Raw genomic sequence first — 22,200 nt, 5'->3', positions numbered from 1 at the left:
CCCGCACCCGCAGGCACGCCGGGGAAGGCGCCGGTGCACACCTGTGGTGCCCTTACGCCCCCCTGATTGCCCGTCTGGTCAGATGTAGCCTTCACGCAGGGCATGTGCCACTGCGTGCGCTCGGTTGCGCAGGTGCATCCGAGTGGTCAACCCGTGGATCACGTTCTTGACGGTGCGTTCGGAGTACGACAACTTGCCAGCGATCTCTTTGGTGTCCAGCCCCTCGGCGACCAACCGCAGGACGTCCACCTCACGCGGGGTCAGCCCCGACAGAGGGGCACCGGGGCGACCGGCGGTACCCCGGTGCAAGGTGCCCACCCGGTTGATCAGTCTGCCCAAGAGGTCGGCGGGCAGGTCCCCGTCCCCGCGGGCGGCCGCGAGCACGGCCTGCACCAGCCGGGTGGCGGTGGCCTCGTGGCGCCACACGATGGCACCGACCCCGCACTCGATCACGTCGAGCAACTCCGTCTCCCGCAGCGCCCCCACCACGAGCACCGCCCTCGTGCCCTCGCTGCGCACCAGTTGGCGCAGCCGGGTCAGGGCGCCCTCGTCCAACGCGTCCTCCACGAGCAGCGCCACCGTGCCCGGCCCCGAAGCGGCCCCCTCCCGGATGACCACCTCCGGGGACATCCGCAGTTGGCTGAGCGCCCCGGCCCGCGAGAGCGGGTCCCGGGAGTGCACCGCCACGGGGATCGGATCCGTGGCGTCCGCCGTGCCGAAGCGTTCGACGGTCGACGTGCTTGATGAGTTGAACAAACGTCCCCCCAGAGTCGTACTCCCGTACAGAGGCGCACCGTGCCGGCAGAACGGGCGGACGGAGCGCACCCTCCACGTTCCTCGGGGGCACGGTGCGGAGGCAACAGTCACCCACCACGAGCAGCACCACGAGATCGGGGCGGCGGCGACCACGACGACCGGTCCGAAGCCGGCGGACCCCACCGCTCCGGCCGCCTCGACGCCGCCCCGGCTCGCCCACCGACGCACCCGACCGCGCCCGACGCCCCGCACGGCGCCGCGCCCGGTAGAAGGAGGCAGCAATGCGCGAACCGCGGCGTGACCGGCCGCGTGAACACCGGGAGGCCGCCGCACTGTTGGCGGACGGGGCGGCCCGGGCGAGAGCGGGGGAGGGGGGCCTCGTGCTGGTGCGCGGGGCCACCGGCACCGGCCGCACCACCGTCCTCGACGCCGCGGCCCAGGACGCCGCCGCGCACGGCATGCGGGTGCTGCGGGTGCGCTGCGCGCCCGGCGACACCACCGCCCCCTTCGCCGCCGCCCTCCAACTCCTCGGCCCGCTACCGGGGTTCGCGGTACAGGACGCGCCCAGCGGCGAACGGGAACGGGCCGCACACCTGTGGCGTGTGCTGGGCTCGTACGCCGTGACGTCGCCGCTGATGCTCGCCGTCGACGACGTCCACCTCGCCGACGACTCCTCGCGCCGCTGGCTGGTGGAGGCCGCCCGGCACGCGGACCGGTTGAAACTGCTGCTGGCCGTCACCGAACGAAGCCAGTACGACGTCGATCCGCCCGCGCCCGGCTTCGCCCACACCCTGCCGCCGGCCCGGGTCCGCGCCCGCACCCTGCCGCCGCTGACCCCCGCGGCGGCGGCAGGACACGTGCGCAGCGCCTTCCCGACGGCCACTGACGCATGGGTCGACGACTGCGTACGAGCCGCCGCGGGAAGCCCGCTGCTGCTGCGCGCCCTCCTCGACGACCTCGGTGCGCTCGGGTCGCCCGGCGGACGGTCGAGCCTCCCCGAAACGGCCGCGGCGCTGTACCCGGGGGCCTACGCCGCCGCCGTCCAGTGGTGGCTGGACAGCGCCGGCCCCGGTACGAAGGAGGTGGCACGGTCCCTCGCCGCACTCGACGAGGGGTGGGACCGCGTCACGGCGGCGGGCGGCGGACCGGACTGCCCGGTCAAGGGGCTCGGCCCCCTGCTCGCCGAACGGGCGGGCGCCGACCCGGCCCGGGTGACGGGCTGGCTGACCGCGGCGGCCCACCTCGGCGTGCTGAACGCCGACAGCGCGCCCGCCGCGGCGCCCGCACTCGGCCACCACCTGCCCAGACAGCGCACTCACGGCGCGGAGCCGCACCCGGGCGGCGTCCGCCGACTCCACTACGCGCACCCCCTGTTGCGGGACGCGGTGCTCAGTGGCGTGCCGACGGCGCGCCGCCGGGCGGCGCACCGGGCCGCCGCCGAAGCGATGGTGCACTGCGGCGCGTCCACCGGCACGGTGGCCCGGCAACTGCTGCTGGCCGCCCCGGTGGGTGCCACGTGGACGCCGACCGTGCTCCGCGAAGCCGCCTCGAACGCCGTGCGCGCCGGGCGTGCCGACGACGCCGTGGCCTTCTTGCGCAGGGCGCTGGACGAGCCGCTGCCCGGCGACCAGCGGCAGCGGCTGCTGACCGAACTGGGCTCCTTAGAATGCGCGGGCCAGGAGTCCGCCGCGGGCATCCCCCGGCTCCGCGAGGCGCTGCGGCTGCCCGGCACTCCGCGGGACAAGGTGCGCACGGCCGTCGCCCTGGGCACCGCGCTCAGCTGGCGCGGCAGCACCCGCGCGGCCGTGGAGGTGCTGCGTACGGTGGACGGCGAACTCGGCGGCCGCCCGGAGGTGATCGGCCCCCTGCGGACCGCGTCCATCGTGCTGTCCGACCAGGACCAGACGGTCCGCGAAGAGGTGCAGCGGTGGTTGTCGGGCTCCGACGAGCGCTCGCCGGACCGGGCCGGCCCGGCGGGCCGCGCGCTGTGCGTACGGTACGAAGCCACCGCGGCCCTGACCTCGGCCGACGAGGCGATGCGACGGCTGCACGCCCTCCTCGCCGAACCGGCCGACCCGGCCACCGAGCCCTTCCTCCTGGGGACGGCCGCCGCGGTCGCCCAGTGGGCCGACCGCCTGGACGAGGCCGAACGGCTCGTGGAGCGCGGCCTCGCCGGCCAACGGCGCGACCTGCTGAACCCCATGCACGACGCACTGCTCAACGTACGGGCCGACATCGCGGCGGCGCGGGGCGAGTACGCACGACTGCCCGACGAGCCCCCCGTCAAGGTGCCGGCAGGGCCCACCAACGTGCACGCCCACACCCTGATCGCCCTGGTGGAGACCGACCGCCCCGCCGAAGCCGCCCGGCTCGCCGACGGCTTCGACCTGGGAACGGCCCCCGACTCCTGGGAGCTGAACCGCTTCCTGTACGCACGGGGCGTGCAGCGCGCCGCGGCCGGCGACGCGGCGGGCGCCCTGCACGACTTCCTGGAGTGCGGCCGCCGCCAGTCGGCCCGCGACGTGGTGAGCCCGGTGGTCACCCCGTGGCGTTCGGCCGCCGCGGAGTGCCGACTCGTCCTCGGCGGCCCCGGCGAGGCCCGGGAACTGGCGGAAGAGGAACTGCGCCTGGCCCGCGTGTGGGGCACGCCCCGCACCGTCGGCCGTGCGCTACGGGTCCTCGGCACCGTCACCGGCGGTCGGCCGGGGTGGGAGCTGACCGAGGAGGCCGTGCTCCTGCTGCGGGGCGCGCCCGCCGCGGCGGAGCGGGAGTTGGTGGCCGCGCTGATCGCCCAGGGGCGGATGCTGGCCGCGGTCGTGGACGGTTCGCAGGGACGCTCCCGGGCCCGCGACAGCCTGCGGGAGGCGGCCGACCGCGCCGAACGGGCGGGGGCGCCGCGGCTGCGGGCGCTCGCGGAGGCGGCGCTGCGCGACAGCGGCGCCCGCCGCCCCGCCGTCGCCCGCACCGGTTCCCTTTCCCTGACCCCCAGCGAACGCCGCATCGCCCGACTGGCCCTCGACGGCCTCACGAACACGGAGATCGCCGGCAGGCTGTACTTGGCCCGACGCACCGTGGAGACCCACCTCACCAGCACGTACAAGAAGTTGGGGATCCGTCGGCGGGCCGAGTTGAAGGGGGCGCTGGACGCGGGGTGACAGACGGTGCGCGCCGCCCGTGGGGAAGGTGACGCGGGTGCCGCGTCGCTCGTTGTCACGACATGAGAACGATGAAGCGATGCGCCGGCCTCCGGTCCGGACTGACGACGGCGGCGGCCGTGCTGGCCGTCTTCACACTGGCCGCACCCGCCGCGCCGTACGCCGCCCCGGCCTTCGACCAGCAGGTGCTGGAGCGGACCAACGCCCTGCGGGCCCGGCACGGCGCCCCGCCGCTCGCCCTCGATGCCGCCGTCAGCCGGTGGGCCCAGGACCGGGCCGACCACCTGGCCTCGATCGACGCCTTGGCCCAGCGGAAGGACAACAAGTACGGCGAGAACGCGTACTACGCCTGGAACTCCACCGGCGCGACGCCGAGCGGGGCGGACGTCGTCGACGGCTGGTACGGCCAGATCGACGCGTACGTCTACTTCGGCCGTGAACCCGACATGAACACCTTCTCCCGGTGGGGCCAGTTCACGCAGGTGGTGTGGAAGAAGACCACCACCATGGGCGTGGGCACGGCCAGGGCGGCGAACGGGGGGACGTACGTGGTCGTCAACTACGACCCACCCGGCAACTACCGCGGTCAGTTCGCAGCGAACGTCCCCGCGGCGAGGTGACCGGGTGACAACGGGGCGCTGTTGGTTCTAAGCCTCTGCCACGGCCCGGCCGAATTCGCGAGTCAAGCGATCGCTTGGGCAGGCCCGGTGCGCGGCACGTGTCGAGAATCCCGATCACGTGCCGGGCACGTTCCTGCACAGGAAAGTGCCGCACACGGGGAGTACCGTGGGAAAGGTGCGCTCCATGAAGAGGCATCCTCTGTCATGGCTCCTGGCTCGCCAGGCCCGACGATGAGGAGGAACGATGAGCGACACCCCGACAACGGCTCAGGACTGGTATCTGGCCGGCGTCATCTTCGGGTGGGAAGCACCCCAGTGCACCGCCCAGGCGCCTGCTCCACTCGATGACCAGACCCTGAATTCCTACCTTCAAGGAGTTCAGGACGGCGGCGTCGCCCGCCTTGACTTCGAGGACCAGAAGGCCGCCGAGGAGGACAATCCGCCTCCGGTCTCCTATCCGACGATCGGACCCGTTCCCGGTGGAAGCGTGCCTTTGGACGACTACGTCAAGGAGAATCGGGAAATCCTCGAAGGGTTGTTCCACCAGCACATGCCTCATGTGGATCTGCCGGAATACGAACCGTGGTATCCGCCGCTGGGCGGCATGACGCAGCAGCCCGTTCCCTGACGCGTCTGCGACGGCGGCTGCACACACCCGGATCGACTGGATCACGACGATGGACGGTGCCTGGACGTGCGACCACTGCGGAGCGGACGCTCCGCAGGACGCACAGCGCTGCCGGGAGTGCGGCAAGTGGCTGGCGGCGTACGACGAGTCCGAGGACGGAGCGACGAGGGTGCATCGCCGGCCGCACAAGGGGTACGTGCGGCAGGAGACACCGCCGCCGGAGACCCGGCCCGATGAGCCGGTGCCTCCACAACCGCCCCGGCGACCGCCCGAGCGACCCCGCGAGCGCGAGCAGCCCCCGCCCCCTCCGTATCCGCCGCCGATCGAACCCCGGCCGTCGGGCCCCGGCCACGTCGAAGGGGTGGCGCGCAACGTACAGGTGCGGACCGAGACCAGGGGGAGCAGCGGCAACACCAGCACCACCGTCGTCTGCAACTTCCGGGTGGAGGTGTACGACCGCGAGGGTCGCGCCGTGCGACTGGTCCCCGTCGAGATGAGCGGCAGCTCGTTCAGGGGAGCCGTCACCGAAGGAGACCGGGTGCGCGCCGAAGGCAAGGTCAAACGGGGGACGCTGCGGGTCGATCGGCTGTACAACCTCACCACCGGCGCCGAGGTCACCACCGGGAGCCCGCACTGGGCGCTGATCGCCCTCGTCGTGCTCCTCTTCGTCGTCTGGGTGCTGATCCTGATCTTCGTCCTGTGAGCCCGGGGCCGACGCCACCGGCCTACCGCCGTTGCCGCAACGGCACCCGCAGGTCCACCAGCCGGAAGTCGCCGTCGTGGGGATCGACGTAGGCGAGCGGGGCGTAGTGGTAGGCCACCCCGTGCGGACGACGCCGCAGCGGCTCGCCCTCGCGGTCGCGAGGCCACTCGACGTCACCGGTGAGCACTCGCGCCGGAACGAGCCAGTAGTCGCCCCGGCGGTAGACACGGGGCCAGTCCCGGCCGGGAGAGAAACGGATCTGCACGCCGTCCTCCAGCGTCAACCACCGGCCCTCCTCCACGGGAACGCCCGACTGACCTCCCTCGTACGCGTCGTTCCCGTCGCCCGAGCCCTGGTCCCAACGGCGCAGGAAGGGATGCAGCCCCCGACGCCGACCCGTCCTCGACTGGCACGGATCGTCCGCGGGGTCGGCATCGAGTTCGACCCGGTAGCCGGCGTAGTCGACCGAGCAGACCCGGTACAGCCGCCCGCAGTCCGTGTCGGGCCGGTCCGACGCCCCGCGGCACGCCTTCGCGTCGTCGACGAGTTCCACCACGTCGCCGACGTCCACCCCGAGCTTGTCGTCCCGGCCCAGCGTCTCCAACTCGACCTCGACGCCGGAGATCCCCCGGACGGGCAGCACCACCGAGCCGTTCTCCCGCGACCACTTGAACGTCGCCCTGTCCGCCGTGCCGCCCCGGTGCACCTCGACCCGGTACAGCTGGTTCTCCGGGCCCCGGTAGCCGACGGACGAGGACGCACCGTCGGCCTCCGGGGCCTCGTCAGGCCGCTGCGTCCGGGCGGCCAGCAGCGCGCGCGGCTCGAAGTCCGCCCGGATGCGCTCCCGCAGGAAGCCCGCGGCGCTGTGCATGTCCGGCGGGAAGGAGTCGCGCTCCAGGGGGAGTCGGCACACCTGCCAGACCACGCGGGTGCGCGCGGTCGTGTCCGGACCGCCCGGCCCGAGCGCCACCTCGCGGATCCAGGGCGCCTCCACCGCAGTGATCAGCCGCTCCCACACCCGCAGGTACACGAGGAACGGCCCGGACGGCAACTGGTCGTCCTCCTCCTCGGGGTCGAGGTGAGCGTCCGGCTGGTCCCAGTAGTCCGTGCGGTCGCACTCGCACAGGATGCCGTCGACGTACATGCGGCCCGGCGCCACGCTGAAGGTGTCCCCGTCGAAGCCGTCGACCCCGAACCCGCCGAGGGCGTCCCCGTCCGGGTCGGGAATGTACGCGGCCGGTCCCAACAGGTCGGTCGCGAGCGTGCGCACGTAGTGCAGCAGGATCGCCGTCTGCTCGTTGATCTCGGCGTCGAGTTGGACGCGCCCCTGTTGGGAGAGGACCGCGGAGAAACGTCGGGCGGGGTCGAACAGTACGCGGGAGAAGTCGCCGTGCATGGATGCTTCCTGCCTGGGCCGAAGGGGGTGCCGTCTGGCGCGGTGCGGTCGGGTTCACGTGACGAAGAAGAGCCCCGCGTCACAGCCGGCGGGGGTGTACTCCTGGAGCCGGGTGCGGAGGTTGTCCTCGCGCTGCGGCTCGAAGAGGTCGTGGAAGGCGCCCGGCTCGCAGCCGTGGGCGGCGCCGCGCCGGATCTGCCTGGCGCAGCCGTCGGCGAGCCGTGCGTAGTCCGGCGAGCCGTACCGGGTGGCGGCGAAGCGCACCACCACCCGCTCGGCGTCGCCGCTGTGCTCGGGCTCGCAGTGGAACCGGGACGGGGTGCGCGAGTGCGGGGGCAGCCAACAGAACCGGAGGGACCCCTCGTCCCGCCGTCGGACGTACACCTCGCCGTCCAGCAGACAGTCCTCCACCAGGTCCACCGCGCGGGCGTGCACCGCACCGAGTACGGTGGTGCGACGCGCGGTGAGGACGACGCCGGCGGGCCCCTCGCCCGGACCGCCGATCGCCGTCGCGTCGCGCCGGGTGGCGTCCACGACGCTGTCGCAGATCTCGACCCGGTTGTCCGGGCCCCCGTCGACGCGGAGCGCGCCGACGATGCTGTGCTGGATCTCCGTGTGCACCGGGCTGTCGGCGATGTCCAGCCCGGGCGCGTCCGGCGCCAGCGGCGTGTCGCCGGCCACCAGCAACCAGCCCGGTACGAACGTGCAGTGCCGGACGACGAGACGGGCCACTCCGCCCCGCACCCGCACGGCGCCGCCGGACACCAACAGTCCGTCAAGGACGATCTGCGCGGTCGGGGCGCCGCTGCCCGTGATGGTCAGGGCGCGCTGACGGTCCTCGCCGCGCCGCCCGGACAGCCGCACGACGGGCCGCACCCCGTCCGCGGCGCGCAGGACGAGGTGGTCGCCGGGGTCGAGGAGGACCTCGGTGAGGTCGTCGTACACCTCGTTGGCGGTGATCTCCACGATCGCCGCCGCCTTCTCGGGGTGCGCGCGCTTGCCCGCGCGCCAACGGTCGAGCGCGTCTGCGATGCTCTGGTGGGGCTCGTCTGGCCCCACCCGGTAGCGCTCCGCGCCGGCGGGCGGCGGGGGCTCGGGGCGCGGGTACTCGCCGCCGCCGAGGTCACCGGAGAACGCGTGGTGGTACGTCACCCGGACGCCGCCGGTGGACGCCGTGCCCGCCGGCAGCACGAGCCGGCCGAGCACCGGATCGATCAGGACCCGCCCCGGCGCGCGGCCGGCGTTCCAGTCGGACAGGTCGGCGGCGACGATCCGGTCCGGCGGCACCACGTCGGCCTCGACGTCCGGACCGGTCCACACGCACAGGCTCCGGCCCGGCCCGTAGAAGTCGTACAACCGCTCGGCCAGTGCCCTGCGGCCGATGGGCTGCGGCACGTTCGTCGCGTCCGCGACGTGACCGCTGGAGGGCTCGGGCACGGGGGAGGTGTACAGGTGGGTGTCGACGGCGAGGGCGTCGAAGGTGTAGCAGGCCCGGTCGCGGTCCAGGCAGTGGGCGGGGGCCCGGGTCACGGACTGGGCTCGCAGCCGCCACAGGTGCAGCCCGACGGAGTGGACGCCGTACCTGCCGGCGCGGTGGATCGAGCCGGCGCGCGGCACCTCCACGGTGCGGGCGAAGTCGTCGAAGGGTCCGCCGAACTCGGCCAGGGGTCCGGCGCGGCGCACGTCCACGAGTCCGCCGCGGGCCGCCCTGCGACGGGCGTCCCCGCCGTCGGTGGAGTAGCGCCGCACCGGCTGGGTGAGGCAGAGCAGCCGGTGGTACTCGACGACCCGCGCCGGCCACCCGGTCACACCGGACGCCAGGTCCTCCAACAGCGCCAGGGATCCTTTGCGGCGCCGGTGCACGACCGTGTCGGCGACGTCCCGGCGCGGCACTGCGGCGGCCGGCAGCCCGGTGGCGCGCGACGTGTCGTCGGACAGGGCCGCGGCGATGTGGGGGAGCGTCTCGTACCTGACGAGGTCCCCCAGATAGGGCACGACCGAGTCGTCGCAGGTCTCGATGAACCAGTTGTCGTACAGCCGCTCGATGTCCTCCTGAACCGCCGTCACCTGCTCGGCGACGATCGCCAGCAGCGCGCGCAGTGGACCGCCCTGCTCCGCGTCGCGCCTGCGGTGCACGGCGGGCAGCAGCGCGTACAACTCGTCCGGGGTCATGGAATCCTCCGCAGGATCAGCGTCCCGGGTACGGCCGGGTCGAGTAGCACGAGTTGGGCGGGGCGCAGCACGAGTCGCGGGGGCTGTCGCCGGGGCCGATCCGGCGCGCCGCGGCGGCCGGCGAGGACGACGGTCGGGGCGTGATCCGCGCTGCCTCCGGGAGCCGGCGCCGGCGGTGCGGGCTGTCGCCCCGCCCGCGGCCCGGCCGGCAGGGCAGGTACGCAGGAGACGACGGAGGTACGTGCCACGATGCGTGCAACCTCGTCCGGGTCGGCGTCCTCCCGAACGCCGTCGAAGGCGTCCACCCGTACGAAGTCGACACCGGTCACCGTGTGCGCGGCGGCGATGACGGCACTGAGGTACACGGGCTGCGCCAACTGCGCCCCGGCGAACCCCAGCCGGGCGAGCAGCGCCGCACGGACCCGGCGTTCGACCTGCTCCGGCAGGTGGCCGGGGGTTGTGCGGACGCCGAGCACCACCACCAACCGGACCCGTTCGCAGGGCTCCACCCGCACCGGCAGCGCGGGGTCGCCGTAGCGCCGCAGCGCCGCACGCAACCCGCCGAGCAGTGCGGAGGTGGCGTTCAGCGGGGCGTCGTCGGCCGCGGCGAGGGTGACGTGCAGGACCTGGTGCCCGCCGTCCAGACAGCGGAGGGCCGCCGCCTTGTCGACGCCGGCGAAGGCCAGCGTGAAGGATTCGTAGTCGCGCACCGACACCAGGCGGTCGAACGCGGCCAGCCGCAGGGAGATGGACCGCCGCAGCTGATCGGGGCCGTCCGCATCGGCCCCGCCCGTCGCGGGCAGCGGATTGCTGACCCGGCTGACGCCCGGCGGCCGGCTCACCACCTGGCTGATCCGCCCGGCCGCCACGTTCCCGGCGCGCCCGCCGCCGCCGACGCGGTAGCGCGCGGTGACGTTCTCGATCCCCGACGGCAGTCGGGCGCCGCGCACGCCGTCGCCGAACTCCACGGACGCCCTGCCGTCCGGACCCGGGCGCAACTGGAACGCCTGGGCGGCCGGGCCGGCGTCGCCCAGGTCGGGGGTGCGCTGCCACGCCACGCCGTCGACCCGTACGGTCAGCGCCTCCTCACCGCCGTCGACCGTGGCCGACGGCAACCACACCAATGGGCCCTGTCGCAGCGGCAGGACCTGTCCCGCCCGGCCCGAGTCGCCGCTGCCGAGGACCTCGTCCACGGTCTCGCCAGCGGTCGCCGCGACGACGTTGCCGTACACGACGACCGTGGACCGGCGGTAGCGGTGCGCGAGCGGCGCGGCCAGCGACAGCGTCGTGCCCCCGCCGCCTTGACGCAGGCCCCCGAGGACCGCGAGTTCACAGCCCGCCGCGCCGCCCGAAACGGCTCCCTCGGCGACATCCGTACGCTCCCCGGCGACGATCAGCAGCCGTCCGGGGGCGAGGCCGTCGAACACGCCGTCCAACAGGAGCGCCTCGCCCGTCACATCGGTGAGGTCGGGCGGTGCGGCGAGGGCGATCGGCTCGCCCGCGGCCCACACGGTGGTGGCGCGTCGGGTGGCCACGTCGTCGCAGTCCTCGGTCCACGGCCCCGCCAGCCGCAGCCGCGTCACCCGTACCCCGTCGACGTCGTTCGCCACCGACAACTGGTCCACGTCGACGACCCGGACGACCCGGACGCGCGGGCGGCCCACCACCCGCACCGCGAGCCAACTGCCCGGCTCGATCTGCTCGTGCACCGCGTCGAGTAGCAGGACGTCCGCAGCCAGCGGAGCGGTCCCGTCCGACCGCGGCCGCACGGCAGCGCGCAACAGCCGCCGCACCCGCTCGTCGTCCGGGACGGAGGCGCCCAGCGGGGCCGCGGTGACCCGAAAGCGCTGGACCTCCGGACGGGTCACGGTCTCGGGGACGGGGGCGACGGCCGGTGCCTCCTCGCCGGCGGGGCTCTCGACCAGCCGGCGCACGGCGTGCTGGACGGTCGCGAGTCGGACCGCGGCCCGATCGGCCAGCGCGTCCGTGGCCGCCCCGCCGCCGAGTTCGGCCAGGCGCTCCCGTAGCCGGTGCAGACCGCGGTCGAGCAGCGGCGTGAGCGTGTCCGGGTCGCGCAGGTCCTCGACACGGCCCCGCAGGCCGCGCACCAAACTCAGCAGTTCCTCGAAGGGGCCGCGCGAGTGGGCCCGCCGGGCCGCCTCCTCCATGTCCTCCTGCAACGCCTCCACCGCACCGTCCAACTGCCGCGTCGCATCCGGCACCCGCAGCCGTACGAGCGTGCGCGCCCCCGCCGGGTCCGGTTCCGTGCCGCCCACCACCCGCGTCAGGTTCAGCCGGGCGTCGGGATAGCTGAACAGCAGCCGGTCGCCCGGGCGCAGGGTCGGGGCGACCCCGTCGACGGTGACGGACGGGGTGTGCACGGCGAGGTCGGCCGGGAGCCCGGCCGGACCGGTGGTGCGCACCGGCAGCCGGTTCCACTCGGCACGCGCGGTGAGGTCCTTGACGGTCTCGAAGACCAACGGCAGCCCACCGGGCTCCGGCTCGCTGCGCACCTGCGAGCCGGCCGGAACGACACACGAGGCACCGGGGTCCAGGGCGTACGCCAGATGGACGGAGGCCGCCAGCGCCGGACGCGGTCGATGACCCACCAGGCGTCCCAGCCGGAGCAGGGACTCGTGCTCGGTCGCGGTACGCAGGAACCCCTCGTTGGCGATCCGCTCCTGATAGAAGGTCAACACGTCGCCGACCACGGCCCAGGCGTCGAACAGCGCGATCGCGGGGTCGTCGGGCTCCCGCGTCGTCAGCGCGGCCAGCCGCCCGGCGTCCAGCTGGGACAGCCGGGCCAGCATCATGTCCAGGAACTGCTGGTGCGTACCGGCGCGATAGGCCAGTGCGGGCAGCCCGGGACGGTTCCACACGGGTGTCGCGTACGACTCCGGTTCGCTCATCGACCACCCCTCAACCGCAGCACAAGCTGACCGTTCTCCGGGCGGGTGACGTCGCCGTCGAGCCGCGGGACCTCCAGCGGGCGCATGCGCAGCTCACCGGAGGGCGGCACGTCGCTGTCGTCGGCGCCCGGCCCGCCCGCGTGGAGCCTGCGCAGCCGCGTCACCTCGGCGTGCCGCACGCCGGGCACCGCCATGCAGGCGGCGACCAGCGCACTGGTGCGCACAGGAGTGCCGAAGGTGAGCGCCGCCGGGTCGAAGAACCCGCCGTCCCCCGGCAAGAAGCGCTGCTGGAGCGCATCGCGGACGTGCTCGGTGACGTGGTGCGGATCGACCAGGACGTACACGGCCACGTCCAGCGGCACCGACTGCGCGGGATGGGTGACGACCTCGTGGCCGATGCGACGGTACGGGCGCAGCGCGGCGCGTACGTCCCTCAGCAGCTCCGGCGACGGCACCGCACTGCCCTCCGGGTCGACAGCCACGTCCACCTCGTACCAACTGCCGTTCCAGCGAAGCGCGGCAGCGGCCCGCTGCACCCCGGGCAGCGCCTGCGCGAGTACGGCGTAGTCGTCGGCGGTGACCGCGCGCAACAGCGTGCGGAAGGGGGCCCGGGGCGCGGCCAGCCGCACCTCGGCCACCGGCTCCGGATCGGTGCCGCCGGTCGCCGGCACCGGGTTGCGCACCCGGATGACCGCGCCGTCCAGGGCCCCGTCGCGGTGCACGACGCGGTTGACCGCCTCGCTGCCCGCGTTTCCGGCGCGCCCGTTGCCCACCCGGTAGTCGGCGCGCAGCGACGAGTCCGGGCACGGCGCCCGCCCGTAGCGGTCGTCGCCGAAGCGCAGGGTGAGCACGCCTCCGTCGTCGCTCTCGCACACCACGTGCCGATCGCGCGGACCGCTCTCCAACAACGTCCGGCGCGGAGCCCACCGGGCCGTCTCGTCGTCCGTCTCCACCAGATCCAGGACGGGGAGCGCTTCGCGGGCGTCGGGGCGCAGGGCCGTGCTCACCGGACCGTGCAAGGCGGGGTTGTCGGGGTGGAGTTCCGCCGCCGCGCCCGCACCCCAGGTGCGCTGGATCTCCCAGCCGACGTCGGCGGGCGTGAGCACGCTCCCGCCGGCGGCGCGGCGGGCCAGGACGTTCAGTCGGCGGAGCTGGGGGGCGAAGACGTCGTCGAAGCGGGCGTAGAGGCGGGTGGGTCCGCCGAGTTCGTCGAGTTGGTCGAGGCCCACTGTGCCGAAGAGCGACAACAGCAGCTCGCGGTCCTCCTCGGTGAGCGTATCCGGCCCCTGGTAGAGGTCGCGTAGCAGGTCGCGGGCGCGGGTGGCGAAACCGATGAGGTGCTGTGCCTGCGCGGCTGCCAGGTCGGTCGGGCGGGGGTGGGGCGGTGACCAGGTGACGGGGGAGCCGCGCAGCGTCGTGGTGAAGGCGCGGGCCGTCCGGGGCACCGTGATGCTCTCGCTCCTGTCGCCGTCCGGCAGCCAGGAGCCCTCCAAGCCGTGCTCTACCAGGAGGGCGTTGCCGCGGGCCACCACGGTGGAGCCCGGCCGACCGTCGGGACCGGGCGGATTGCGCACCCACAGCGGGAAGGCGAGTGCGTCCTCCTCGGCCCAGGCGACCTTCACCACCGGGGTGCGGGTTTCGGCGTCGTGGTCGCGCACGACGCGGGTCAGTCGCACCGCCTGCCGGTGGCCGGGGTCGGGCGCGCCGCCGGCACCGTGCTGCTCCTCCAGGACGAGGAGGTCACCGGGTGCGAGGAGCAGGCTGCGGTCCTCGTCGAGGAGCGCGGCGCGGGTGGTGCCGACGGGCAGCGGAAAGGGGTCTTGACCCCACCCCCACAGCGGGATGCCGTTGTGTTCCGGCCGCAGCCGCACCGTCCGCCGCTCCAAGGGCCGGTAGGCCGTCTGCGCCCCCGGGGCCAGCGCGCCCACGGGCAGCACCGGGCCGCCGTCCGGCCCGAGCGGGTCGTGCGGCAGCGCGACGAACGCCACGTCGTCCGTCTGCACCTCGCAGAGCACGGACGTCTCCACGCACACCACGGTGCGCGCCGCGCAGCCGTCGTGCATCGGATAGCCGACCAGCCGCGCGTGCCGCCGCACCGAGGTGCGCAGCCGGGCGGTGTCCAGGTACGCCTCCGTGGCGACGGCGTCCTGTTGATAGCTGAGCCGGTCACCGACGTGGGCGAACAACTCCACCAGGGTGATCCAGAGGTCGGGGGCGTGGTGCTCGTTCCAACGCGGAAGGGTGAGGGACAGCCGCTCCAGGATCAGCCGGCGGAAACTGGCGTAGTCCTTGGCCAGGTAGTCGACGACCGCAGTCGCGGGAGCCGGCGGCCGGGGCGCCGCGGACGCGACCTCCGGACGGCCGGCGGCGGGGGCGAAGGTGAAGTCGGCCTTGTCGTACGCACCGTGGAATCCGGCGCCCAGGACGCACAGCCGATAGGTGGAGTCGTCTCCCGGACGGTCCAGGAACAAGACGAACCGCTGTGTCGGCGCGCCGTCCGCGGCGTGCTCTCCGCGCTCGCGCACGACCCGCAGGACCCGGACCCCGACGACCTGCTGTCCGCCTTCGATCACGAACCGCGTACGGTCCACGACCTGCGGCAGCTCACCGACGAAGGTGACGGTCAGGGTGCGCCGGTCCGGGTGCGCCCGCACCCCTTCGATGCGGGCGGGACCCCTTCGACGCTGCTCCGTCACCGTCATGAGCCGCTGACTCCGCTCACGGTGAGGGTGTGGCTCTCCCCGGTGGCGTTGAGGGCGTACGCCACCCGCACGTGCAGCGTCGCCTCGTCGGCGGACACGGTGAGCGACTCCACGGTGAGCAGGTCGCCCAGCCACCGCTGGAGGGCGGCCCGGGCCGTCATCTCCAAGGTCGCGGCGAGTTCGGGGCTGTTCCCGGCGAACACCAGGTCCAGCAGGCCGCAGCCGAAGTCGGGCCGGTTCACCCGCTCTCCCGGGCTGGTGAAGAGGACCAGTTCGACCATGTCCCGCACGTGATCGGCGTGCGGGGTCGTCGCCGTGCGGCCACGGGCGTCGACGCGGTACGGGAAGGCGACGTCCATCGCGCTCACATCCCCTGCACGCGTGGCTGGACGGCCAGCACCAACGGCGGGTTGGGCGACGGAGTGCCCATGCCCATCGCCGGCGCCGTGCCGGTGGGGGCCGGCTGGAGCAGCACCGGCAGACCGCCGACGAACACCCGCGTGGAGGTCTGCAACCAGTCGACGCCGGTGCACGGCGGCGCCCCGGCCGAGGCGGCCGGGAAGCTGCACCCCGCCACCAGGAAGGTGTCGGCGCTGGTGAGCACCGGGTTGGCGCCGACCAGGACACGCTGCTGCACCGGCGTGGGAACGGTCACCAGGCCGGGGGGATGGGCGCACATCATGGAGGCGCCGAAGTGGAGGAGGAGTCCGGGCATCGCGTCCTCACTGCACCCTCAGGGCGTCTTCGTTGACGGTGGCCATGCGATCCTCCAGTCTGATCGTGGCGAGCCCGGGGCCGCAGGAGATCTCGATCGACTTCTGCGTGATCTCGATGAACGGCCCCCTTCCGTTGCTCAGTTGCAGCTTGATGCCGCCCTGCGCACCGGGCGTGTCATTGATGATCAGGGCGTGGCCGGACGGTGTGGCCAGCACGATCTGCGGCACGTCCGGATCCGCAGGGCGTGCCACCGGCGGCACGTCGCCCGACCCGCGCCGCCGGAACCCGACGCACACGGCCCGCTCGGGGTCCCCGTCGAGGAACCGGACCCACACGCCGGAGTCCTGCGGCGGCACCACGTACATGCCGCAGTCCGTCCCCGCTAGCGGCGTGAGCGGGGCCGCCCACACCTGCGCATCGTTGCCGAGAACCTCCGGAACGCGCACCTGGAGCCGGCCGACCCCGGTCGGGTCGGCCGCGGAGACCACGACGCCCTCGTACAGGCCGTGCCATCCGTGCACGTGCGTTGCTGTCATGCGGTCACCACCTGGGTGTCGGCGCCGAGTCCCTCGCGGACCAGCGTGAAGTGCTGCTTGAACGAGTCCGGGGTCAGGTCGTGGGTGACCGCGGCCACCAGATAGCGCCCGTCGTACGCCGCTCCCGCCCCGCGCACGCCCACCAGGGAGTGAGGGGCGAGGACGTGCCCGTAGCGCAGCACGTCGACGCTCCCGCGCCCGGTGACGGCGTCCGCGGCGACCTCCCGGCCGAGCCCGGCCAACAGGGTCCGGTTCGGTGAGCGGCCCGTCTGCCCGGTGAGCGCACGCTCGCACAGCGCCTGGGCCGGGCTCGCGGCCAAGGGGCCGCGCAGCACCGTGGGCTCGGGCGCGACCACCTCGGACGCGGTCGACGACGGAGGCTCGAACCGGTACGTGCCGTAGCGGGCGGTGGCCAGGCCGTCGAAGGAGAACGTCAACTCCGTCACGTTGTCCGCGGCGCCGCACCCGGTCGTCAAAGCGGGCTGGAGGGCCCCCTCGCGACGCTGCGGGCCCCAGTACGCGGTGCTCACCCCCGGACTGGGCCCCGGCACGAGATGGAAGACGTGCCCGACGTCCGCGGCCGTTGCCCGCAGATAGGCGAGGTCGGTCGCCGCCTGCACCGGAACGTCGACCAGTGGATTCGGCTGGTCCGTCAGCACCGGTGCCACGGCCTGCGGCACGATGCCGTACTGCGCGTACGCGGCACAGATCACCGTCGCCCGCAGGTGCGGCGCGAGCCCCGGGAACGCGCGCCGCACGTGCCGCAGATCCATCAGCAGCGACAGGTCCTCACCGGTGACGACGAGGAACGACGCACCCGGGGCGCGCGCAGCGTGCACCTCCTGGTGCGTGATCACCCCGTCCACCAGCACATGGCACCGGCCCACGAAGACGACGGCGACCACGACCCGTTTCTTCGCGTACAGCGCTCCGCCCGGTCCGACCGCCCGGGCCAGCGGCGCTCCCGCGGCCAGCGAGAACGTCAGCTGGAAGCCACTCGTGGCCCCGCTGGTGGACGTGATCCGCACCCCGTGCAGGGCGTCGAGGAACGCCGCCGGGGCCGGCGCCGGCACGGTGTCACCGAGGAGCAGCATCAACTGCGGGCCGTCCGCCATCAGCGGGTCCGCTCCCCGCCGGCCGCGGACGCCTCCGCGGGCAGCGCGATCCGCAGCCGCCGGCCGGGCACCGCCGTCAAGTCGTCCGGCCGCACCGCGCGGTTGGCGTCCGCGATCCGCCACGATTGCTCCGGGTCGCCGTACCGCCGGGCCGCGATGTGGTCGAGCCGTTCGCCGGCCGTGACCACGTGCTCGCCGACGGCCGTCAGCTCGTCGGGCTGAGGCAGGAAACGACGGCGCAGATACGTGACGGTCCGGCCGTCCGCGAGGGTGCGTGTCGCCGTGGGGACCGCGTGGTACCTGCTGCTGGGCTCGAACAAGTCGACCTCCTGCGCCTGGTGGTGGGTGCACGGCACGCGGGCGGCTCAGCCGCCGGAGTAGCCGATGGTTCCCGGGCCGTACGTGACCGTTGCCGCGAGACGCTCCCGGTCCTGCTGGTACTGCAAGTACAGGCCGCCAGCCTTGTGGCTGAACCCGACGTCGTCGACGGTGAGGATCCGCACCGTCAGCGTCACCCGGGCCCGGACGGGGTTCAGCTCCCCGTCGTACGCCTCCTCAGTGACGTCCATGTCCTGTATCCGCACCGGCAGGACCCGGTGCTGCCCGAGCACCAGGACGGACAGCGGCGACTGAACCGGGGCGATCTCCAAGATCCCCTGACCGGCCAGGTCGTTCTGCCGGGTCAGCTGCGCACTCGTGGGGGTGACGGCGCTCTCCAGCGCGGCGAGCGTCGCGAAGAGGCCCGACCCCGCGGGCGGCGCGGGCACGGACTTCGAGGCCAACTGGTCCACGGCGTCGAACTCCACCTCGATCCGGAACGTCTCGCGCGCCGGCCCCTGCAACCTGAGGGCCTCCAGCCGGTCACCGCCACTGCTGCCGCGCGGCTGGACGGTGCGGACGATGCCGTCGGGGTTGTACTGGAACGGCATCACGCGCAGGACCCGACCCTGCTCGGGGTCGAGGAAGACGAAGCCGCCGCGGCGCGGGACGGGACTGGTCATGGCGCCGGCGCCCCTGCCTGCGCCGGGGCCGCCCCGGGGGACGGCGGCGGCCCGGCCCGTAGCGCCTCGTGGACGGCGCGCGCGATGCGGCGCGCGTGCGCGGCGACGGCGGGGTCCGCCGGTACGGCCCGGTCGACGGTGGGGCAGCCGCCGAGCAGCACGGCGAGTTCGGCCTCGACGGCGGCGCGCAGCCCGGCGCGCGCAGGTGGGTTGGCCGCCTCCCACACCAGCCGGCGGATGCGCAGCTCAACCCGTGGTCCCGTCGTCATGTGATCACCACCGCCGCGTCGGGGTCGAACCGACCCGCGTCCGCGGCGATCGACGGGCTGTCCACCCCGTCGACGCGCAACCGCAGGAGGTAGCGCCCCGGCGAACCCGCGGGCAACCGGAACCGCAGCCTGCCGGTCACCTGCGCGAACGGCTCCGCGGGCACGGGCCGGTCCGCCACGAGCAACTCGACCCGCTGCCCCGGGTGCACGGCGGGCACGCACTCCACGTCCAGCACCGCCACCCCGCTCTTGTTCCGCGCGGCGGTCATCGGCAGGGCGCTGGTGATGCGCGGGGCGATGAGGAAGCGGCCCGGCGCGGTCGTCCGTTCACCGCCGTCGGGCGTGGCGAGGACGACGACGGCCGACCACTGCCCCGCTCCGAGTGCCTCGTCGAGGGTGGCCCGCAACGAGGTCGCCGTGCCCGGTTCCGACATCGTGGTCACCGGCAGCACGACGGGACCGCCGAGCAAGGGGTGCGTCAGCCGCAGGCTCGGCGTGCCCCCGTCGAAACCGCTGCCGCTGACCACGATGTCGGAACCGGGCACGGCGACCGACGGCAACACGGCCCGCAGCACCGGCCAGCCCGCCGGGGTGGGCAGCGCCGAGGGCCCGGTGTCGGCCGGTCCGCGCCGCAGCACCGGCAGGGGCGCCCGCCCGGGCGCGATCGCGTCGATCAGCACCACGCGCGCCTCGTACCCGACGGACAGCCGGTACCCGCCGAGGGCCGACCACAGCCGGCACCACTCGTCGGCCGTCGTCATCGACGGGGTGACCTTCACCGGCTCCTGCTGGAGGTGCAGATCGCTGAAGCCGGCGGCGCCCTTGATGTCGTCGGCGTGCAGCTCCGGCCGCTCGTGCAGCGCCGCCATCGCGGCACCGAGCAGTCGTTCGGCGACGGTGGAGTCCTCTCCGGGCGGAGCGTGCGCGGTGAACAGGTAGTGCAGGACGAGCGGCAGCGCGGGGTGCCGGCTCTCGCCCGGGCGCGCACCGTCGGGATCGGAGTTCCGCCAGGCGGGGTCGACAGCCGTCCGGTGGAGGAAGAGGTTGAGCACGCCCTTCTTGGCCTGCGCGGCAGTGGGAGTGACGTACTCGGGATGACGCGCCATCACCTTGGCGCCGGGCGCGACCTTCTGCACGGCGGTGTCCAGCACGACCCGCAGGGTCTCGGTCACGGCGGCCAGCGCCAGGGCGTCACTCACGCCCGCCTCCTGGTCCGGAGGTACTCCTCCAGGTCCAACAGGGGTACGTGGTGCGCGGCGGGCTCCTGGTCGACGTCCCGGGGCGGAGCGGTGCGGACGACCAGGTGGTCGATGGTGACGCGGACGACGGGCGCCGCCGGCGGCGGGGGCTCCGCCGCACGGCGCGTCGCAGGCTGCGAGGCGCGGGCGTAGGGCGTCGGAGCGGCGTCGGCCGCGGGCGGCGGGGGCTGTGACGGGTCGACGGCAGGAGGCGACGGGAGGCGCTGTGCACCATGCGCTGGTGAGAGTGGCGGCGGGGCGGTGACGCCCTCAGCCTCGGCGTACACCAAGTCGACGTGCGTACCGTCGATGTGGACCGGGCGGGCGTGTGCGGCATCAGGTGGTGCCGGGGGAGGAGCCGCGGCGGACCGCCGGACAGGACCGCCGTGGTCTTCGCGGTGGCTTCCGGGCTGCCGCCTGACCGGGGCGCCGGGGCCGCCCCTGGGGTCCTCGGACACTCCGTCGGCCTTCGCCGGGACGCGCGGGAGACCTGCCGGGAAGGTTCCCTGTCGTTCCTGCGCCGTCGGGGCCACGGCGCCCAGCCCGACGTCAGCGGGACGCCGTGGGCCGTCGTGAGGACGTACGGGTGGCGCATCGGCCGAAGGGTTCCGGCTGGGGGCCCGGACGCCGTTTCGGGCCTGCGCCCCGCGGGCTGCGCCCGGCACTTCGTGCTCCCCGACGTCGGCGGAGCGCACGGCGGCCGTGAGCCGCTGCCCCGAGACCGGCTCGGCCGGCGGCAACGGGATGCGGCTGTCGACGGCGGGACCGTCCGCGGAGGGCTGCGGTTCCCGCGCACTGGCCATTTCCTGCGCGTCCGCTGCGGACGGTGCTCCGGCGCGCTCTTCACGGCGATCGACGCGGCCGGTCGCTGCCGGTGACGCGGCATGGGCGGTCGGCTGCGGCGACGCGTCGGGCCGAGGGCTCGCCCCGGCCGGTCGTCCGTCCTTCCGCCGGCCCTTCCCGCGCCCCCTCTGACGGCTCTTCTCGGGGCCGCCGACCGTCGGCGCGCTCTCGGCATCGGTGGGAGCGGTGTCAGCGCCGACGGTCGATGTCGTTCCGCGACCGACGACGTGCGAAGCCTCGGCGGCGACGGCGGACGTGGCCTCGACGGCCTCGACCGACTCGATGGCCTCGATGGCGTCGGCGGAGGCGCCTTGGTACGGACGTGGGCTTCCCCCGGTGTCCCCACCGTTGGGACGTACCCGATCGCCGGCCTCGGTGATCCACCGGGCTGCCACGCGGACCGTTTCCGCGAGGACCACCCCGTCCCCGTTCTTGTCCCCGTTCCCGACCGAGCCCGCCCCGTCGACCGGAGCGACGTCGTACGCCACCCGCCCGGCCGCGACGACGCCCTCCTCCACCGGCCGCGCGGTGCGCGCTCCGGACCGCAGCGCCGGCGCCCGCACCGCCTCCTCGGCCTCCTCGGCCTCCTCAGCCTCGGGTTCGTACGCGAACGGCTCCCGATCGCCTCTCGGTAGACGCGGGGCCCCCGGGTCGAACACGTTCGGCGCGAGCGGCCTCAACCTCGGCCCCGGCGCCTTGAGGAGACGGTCCACGAAGTCGTTCATCCGGTGCTCGCCTCCAGGTAGAACCGCCGCCGCGCCGGGCTGATCGCGAGCACGTCGGCCTCCGTCCAGCCGAAGGCCCGGGCGAGGGCGTGCACGTCGTGCAGGAGGCGGTGCGCATAGCCGCAGACGTCGGTCCACAGGTGTTCGGCGAGGTCCAGCGCGGCGTCCCAACGGTGCTCGCACTGCGGGCAGACCAAGGTGAGGACGGAATCCGCCCCGGGGTCGAGGTCGGCGAGGTGCCGGGCGACGTCCTCAAGGACCTCGTCGGGCAGTTCGTCGGTGGGCGGATCCACGCTCAGGACGCTGCGCCGCAGCAGCGCCTGGCGGGCACGGGGCGAGGCGGGGTCGACGGCGCGGACGTCGCGGCCGGTCAGCGCGCGGTACGTGACCGTCCTGCCGTACGACACCACGGTGGCCGTGGCGACCACGGCGGTCCCGCCCCCGGCGGGCAGCAACTCGTCCGACGCCACGGTGACGTCGAGGCTCTCGCCGCACCCGGGGCAGTCCGCCGTGCACGGCAGAGCGGCGCCGAAGGCGTCCCGACGCAGCTCCAGCAGCAGGGAGTTGAGGGCGCTCAGGGGGAGGTCCGCAACGCTGCGCGGGCTCGGCGCCGCCATCGAGGCGAGGCGGAGCGAACGCGCCGCCGAAGGCCCGGCGAGCCCGCTCTCCCACAGGTGGAGGACGTTCGACTCCGTCAGCTGCCACGGCACTCCGC

The 22,200-nt window shown here is 74.3% G+C and carries 19 protein-coding genes; 4 read left to right on the top strand and 15 right to left on the bottom strand.

Annotation, left to right across the window (positions count from 1 at the left end; all coding sequences use genetic code 11):
* Positions 1–78: 78 nt before the first annotated feature.
* On the bottom strand, positions 79–756 hold the full coding sequence (locus ACH4E8_RS20150) for a LuxR C-terminal-related transcriptional regulator (protein WP_398450000.1): 678 nt from the start codon (positions 754–756) through the stop codon (positions 79–81).
* Positions 757–1,037: 281 nt separating this feature from the next.
* Here ACH4E8_RS20150 and ACH4E8_RS20145 point away from each other — a divergent pair, with 281 nt between their 5' ends.
* The 4 genes from ACH4E8_RS20145 (at position 1,038) to ACH4E8_RS20130 (ending at position 5,862) form a co-directional block, all read left to right on the top strand.
* Positions 1,038–3,911, top strand: coding sequence for a LuxR C-terminal-related transcriptional regulator (locus tag ACH4E8_RS20145; RefSeq protein ID WP_398449997.1), 2,874 nt, complete (start codon positions 1,038–1,040; stop codon positions 3,909–3,911).
* A 71-nt stretch (positions 3,912–3,982) separates the two neighbouring features.
* Positions 3,983–4,531: a CAP family protein gene (locus ACH4E8_RS20140; protein WP_398449996.1), complete on the top strand. Its 549-nt coding sequence runs from the start codon at positions 3,983–3,985 to the stop codon at positions 4,529–4,531.
* Between the two features lie 244 nt (positions 4,532–4,775).
* Positions 4,776–5,159 carry a hypothetical protein gene (locus tag ACH4E8_RS20135; RefSeq protein ID WP_398449994.1) on the top strand — a complete coding sequence of 128 codons (384 nt, stop codon included), beginning with the start codon at positions 4,776–4,778 and terminating at the stop codon, positions 5,157–5,159.
* Positions 5,160–5,208: 49 nt separating this feature from the next.
* Complete coding sequence (locus ACH4E8_RS20130; protein WP_398449992.1) at positions 5,209–5,862, top strand: hypothetical protein; 654 nt, start codon at positions 5,209–5,211, stop codon at positions 5,860–5,862.
* A 22-nt stretch (positions 5,863–5,884) separates the two neighbouring features.
* Here ACH4E8_RS20130 and ACH4E8_RS20125 read toward each other — a convergent pair whose 3' ends face one another.
* The 14 genes from ACH4E8_RS20125 to ACH4E8_RS20060 are packed head-to-tail and all read right to left on the bottom strand — an operon-like array spanning position 5,885 to position 22,195.
* Positions 5,885–7,258 (bottom strand): DUF6519 domain-containing protein, encoded by a 1,374-nt coding sequence (locus ACH4E8_RS20125; RefSeq protein ID WP_398449990.1) that lies wholly within the window; start codon positions 7,256–7,258, stop codon positions 5,885–5,887.
* A gap of 54 nt (positions 7,259–7,312) precedes the next feature.
* Complete coding sequence (locus ACH4E8_RS20120) at positions 7,313–9,430, bottom strand: hypothetical protein (RefSeq protein WP_398449988.1); 2,118 nt, start codon at positions 9,428–9,430, stop codon at positions 7,313–7,315.
* A complete protein-coding gene (locus ACH4E8_RS20115) occupies positions 9,427–12,339 on the bottom strand; it encodes a putative baseplate assembly protein (RefSeq protein ID WP_398449986.1) in 2,913 nt (970 codons plus the stop codon). Before ACH4E8_RS20115 ends, ACH4E8_RS20120 begins: the two co-directional genes overlap by 4 nt.
* Entirely contained in the window at positions 12,336–15,041 is a 2,706-nt protein-coding gene (locus ACH4E8_RS20110; RefSeq protein WP_398449984.1) for a putative baseplate assembly protein, read from the bottom strand. Before ACH4E8_RS20110 ends, ACH4E8_RS20115 begins: the two co-directional genes overlap by 4 nt.
* Positions 15,038–15,400 carry a GPW/gp25 family protein gene (locus tag ACH4E8_RS20105; RefSeq protein ID WP_398449982.1) on the bottom strand — a complete coding sequence of 121 codons (363 nt, stop codon included), beginning with the start codon at positions 15,398–15,400 and terminating at the stop codon, positions 15,038–15,040. The genes ACH4E8_RS20110 and ACH4E8_RS20105 overlap by 4 nt, the downstream gene beginning before the upstream one ends.
* 5 nt (positions 15,401–15,405) lie before the next feature.
* A complete protein-coding gene (locus ACH4E8_RS20100) occupies positions 15,406–15,756 on the bottom strand; it encodes a hypothetical protein (RefSeq protein ID WP_398449980.1) in 351 nt (116 codons plus the stop codon).
* 7 nt (positions 15,757–15,763) lie between these two features.
* Complete coding sequence (locus ACH4E8_RS20095) at positions 15,764–16,294, bottom strand: phage baseplate assembly protein V (protein ID WP_398449978.1); 531 nt, start codon at positions 16,292–16,294, stop codon at positions 15,764–15,766.
* Positions 16,291–17,409: a hypothetical protein gene (locus ACH4E8_RS20090; RefSeq protein ID WP_398449976.1), complete on the bottom strand. Its 1,119-nt coding sequence runs from the start codon at positions 17,407–17,409 to the stop codon at positions 16,291–16,293. Before ACH4E8_RS20090 ends, ACH4E8_RS20095 begins: the two co-directional genes overlap by 4 nt.
* Positions 17,409–17,729 (bottom strand): LysM domain-containing protein, encoded by a 321-nt coding sequence (locus ACH4E8_RS20085; RefSeq protein ID WP_398449974.1) that lies wholly within the window; start codon positions 17,727–17,729, stop codon positions 17,409–17,411. Before ACH4E8_RS20085 ends, ACH4E8_RS20090 begins: the two co-directional genes overlap by 1 nt.
* A 45-nt stretch (positions 17,730–17,774) precedes the next feature.
* Positions 17,775–18,410 carry a hypothetical protein gene (locus tag ACH4E8_RS20080; protein WP_398449972.1) on the bottom strand — a complete coding sequence of 212 codons (636 nt, stop codon included), beginning with the start codon at positions 18,408–18,410 and terminating at the stop codon, positions 17,775–17,777.
* Positions 18,407–18,679, bottom strand: coding sequence for a hypothetical protein (locus ACH4E8_RS20075; protein WP_398449970.1), 273 nt, complete (start codon positions 18,677–18,679; stop codon positions 18,407–18,409). Before ACH4E8_RS20075 ends, ACH4E8_RS20080 begins: the two co-directional genes overlap by 4 nt.
* Positions 18,676–19,878, bottom strand: a complete 1,203-nt coding sequence (locus ACH4E8_RS20070) for a DUF4255 domain-containing protein (RefSeq protein ID WP_398449968.1) — start codon at positions 19,876–19,878, stop codon at positions 18,676–18,678. Before ACH4E8_RS20070 ends, ACH4E8_RS20075 begins: the two co-directional genes overlap by 4 nt.
* Positions 19,875–21,485, bottom strand: coding sequence for a hypothetical protein (locus ACH4E8_RS20065; protein WP_398449966.1), 1,611 nt, complete (start codon positions 21,483–21,485; stop codon positions 19,875–19,877). Before ACH4E8_RS20065 ends, ACH4E8_RS20070 begins: the two co-directional genes overlap by 4 nt.
* On the bottom strand, positions 21,482–22,195 hold the full coding sequence (locus ACH4E8_RS20060; RefSeq protein ID WP_398449964.1) for a hypothetical protein: 714 nt from the start codon (positions 22,193–22,195) through the stop codon (positions 21,482–21,484). The genes ACH4E8_RS20065 and ACH4E8_RS20060 overlap by 4 nt, the downstream gene beginning before the upstream one ends.
* Between the last annotated feature and the right edge of the window lie 5 nt (positions 22,196–22,200).

It is taken from the genome of Streptomyces sp. NPDC017979 (genome assembly GCF_044328175.1).
Lineage (GTDB): Bacteria > Actinomycetota > Actinomycetes > Streptomycetales > Streptomycetaceae > Streptomyces.
Note: the sequence above shows the minus strand (reverse complement) of the source record. Positions and strands in the feature narration are given on the sequence as shown.

Excerpts from the sequence above, each read along its gene's own strand:
- ACH4E8_RS20065 (WP_398449966.1), bottom strand. The coding sequence starts at position 21,485 with ATGAACGACTTCGTGGACCGTCTCCTCAAGGCGCCGGGGCCGAGGTTG.
- ACH4E8_RS20110 (WP_398449984.1), bottom strand. The coding sequence starts at position 15,041 with ATGACGGTGACGGAGCAGCGTCGAAGGGGTCCCGCCCGCATCGAAGGG.
- ACH4E8_RS20090 (WP_398449976.1), bottom strand. The coding sequence starts at position 17,409 with ATGGCGGACGGCCCGCAGTTGATGCTGCTCCTCGGTGACACCGTGCCG.
- ACH4E8_RS20145 (WP_398449997.1), top strand. The coding sequence starts at position 1,038 with ATGCGCGAACCGCGGCGTGACCGGCCGCGTGAACACCGGGAGGCCGCC.
- ACH4E8_RS20095 (WP_398449978.1), bottom strand. The coding sequence starts at position 16,294 with ATGACAGCAACGCACGTGCACGGATGGCACGGCCTGTACGAGGGCGTC.
- ACH4E8_RS20075 (WP_398449970.1), bottom strand. The coding sequence starts at position 18,679 with ATGACGACGGGACCACGGGTTGAGCTGCGCATCCGCCGGCTGGTGTGG.
- ACH4E8_RS20105 (WP_398449982.1), bottom strand. The coding sequence starts at position 15,400 with ATGGACGTCGCCTTCCCGTACCGCGTCGACGCCCGTGGCCGCACGGCG.
- ACH4E8_RS20120 (WP_398449988.1), bottom strand. The coding sequence starts at position 9,430 with ATGACCCCGGACGAGTTGTACGCGCTGCTGCCCGCCGTGCACCGCAGG.
- ACH4E8_RS20135 (WP_398449994.1), top strand. The coding sequence starts at position 4,776 with ATGAGCGACACCCCGACAACGGCTCAGGACTGGTATCTGGCCGGCGTC.
- ACH4E8_RS20140 (WP_398449996.1), top strand. The coding sequence starts at position 3,983 with ATGAAGCGATGCGCCGGCCTCCGGTCCGGACTGACGACGGCGGCGGCC.
- ACH4E8_RS20100 (WP_398449980.1), bottom strand. The coding sequence starts at position 15,756 with ATGCCCGGACTCCTCCTCCACTTCGGCGCCTCCATGATGTGCGCCCAT.
- ACH4E8_RS20125 (WP_398449990.1), bottom strand. The coding sequence starts at position 7,258 with ATGCACGGCGACTTCTCCCGCGTACTGTTCGACCCCGCCCGACGTTTC.
- ACH4E8_RS20130 (WP_398449992.1), top strand. The coding sequence starts at position 5,209 with ATGGACGGTGCCTGGACGTGCGACCACTGCGGAGCGGACGCTCCGCAG.
- ACH4E8_RS20080 (WP_398449972.1), bottom strand. The coding sequence starts at position 18,410 with ATGACCAGTCCCGTCCCGCGCCGCGGCGGCTTCGTCTTCCTCGACCCC.
- ACH4E8_RS20115 (WP_398449986.1), bottom strand. The coding sequence starts at position 12,339 with ATGAGCGAACCGGAGTCGTACGCGACACCCGTGTGGAACCGTCCCGGG.